At 29.3% G+C, this 1,506-nt stretch carries 2 protein-coding genes; both read left to right on the top strand.

The features are described 5' to 3' along the window. Positions 1-1,136, top strand: a 1,136-nt coding sequence (locus tag FUA24_RS24535; RefSeq protein WP_148546063.1) for a sensor histidine kinase, incomplete at its 5' end; no start/stop codon positions are given. 19 nt (positions 1,137-1,155) lie between these two features. Then, positions 1,156-1,506 (top strand): CpcT/CpeT family chromophore lyase (locus FUA24_RS24530; RefSeq protein ID WP_222861389.1); only part of this gene is annotated, 351 nt, incomplete at its 3' end.

Raw genomic sequence — 1,506 nt, 5'->3', positions numbered from 1 at the left:
ATAATAAACAAGAATTATTAAAACATTATAAACTAAGAAAGTCTTTAGATTCTATTAGAAAAAAGTTTGATAAAGCATTTGTTTGGCAAAGAGAATATTATGATTTAAAACAAACCTTAGACCAAGAAAAAATTGCTGCTTTAGAAAACGCTGCATCTACTAAAAATGATTTGGCTGTTGTTACAGATTTAAAAAAACCTGAAACCAAAAACACTAATAACCAAAGCATTAATAACAGTACACCTGTTTATAATGAAGATACGCAATTAGATAAGTTTAAACTTATTTTTTACGGCTTGCTTGCAGCTTTAGCAATTGTTACAACCTTTTTAGTTTTAATTTATTTAAAACGAAATAGTAACATAAAATACACCCAAGAATTAGAGGAAAAAAACATTAAAATTGAATTACAAAACCAAGCATTTTTAGAACAAACTAAACATCTTGAAAATGTAAACAATGTAAAAGACAAGTTGTTTTCAATAGTATCACATGACTTGAAAGATTCTCTATCATCTATTAACGGGTTTATTGAGCTACTAAAAGATGGCTCATTATCAAGAGAAGAATTTGACAACTTAATTCCAGAACTTAGTGAAAATGCAAACAATGCATCATTATTACTTTTCAATTTACTAAACTGGTCTAAATCTCAAATGCAGTCTTTAGAACCTAAACCAAGTTTATTTGATGTTCAAGAAGTTTTTGAAGATAAAATTAAATTAATTGAACAACGCGTTGAAAGTAAAGGCATAAATTTAGTTGATCATTCCTTACGTGATTTTGCTTATGCTGATAGAAGCATGTTTGAAATTGTGGTACAAAATCTTTTAGCTAATGCTATAAAATTCTCTAAAAAAGGCGATACAATTACCATTTCAAACCACATTAGTAACGGTAGTTGTATTATAAGTATTGCCGATACGGGCATTGGTATTTCTAAAGAAAATTTGGAAAAGTTATTTAAAAATACGTCATTTACTACCATGGGAACTAGTAACGAAAAAGGTACTGGTTTAGGCCTTTCAATTTGTAAAGAATTGGTTGAGCTTAACCACGGTAAAATTTGGGTTGAAAGTACGGTAAATGTAGGCAGTACATTTTATGTACAGTTACCAAAATCTAAACCAAGTTAAATAACTTAACATACGTATTTTGAAAAAAATTTTCTTACTGCTACTTATTGTAGCTATTGCTGCTTGCAAACAAAAAACTGAAACTCCAAAAACTGATAAAGAACTTGACGAATTATTTGCTTTAATGCAAGGATCATTTAATTCTGAAGCACAAGCAAAAGCAGACTCAACATATTACAACATTTCACTTCATATGTACCCAATTTGGGAAGATAAAGGAAATTACCTGTATGTAGAACAAGCTTTAAACAGCATGCAAAATAAACCATACAGGCAGCGTATTTACGAAGTTACAAGAGATACAGACAGCACATTCAAATCGGCTATTTATACTTTAAAAACTGATTCTTTATGGATTGGCAAATGGAAA

The sequence above is a fragment of the Seonamhaeicola marinus genome, from assembly GCF_008085455.1.
Note: the sequence above shows the minus strand (reverse complement) of the source record. Positions and strands in the feature narration are given on the sequence as shown.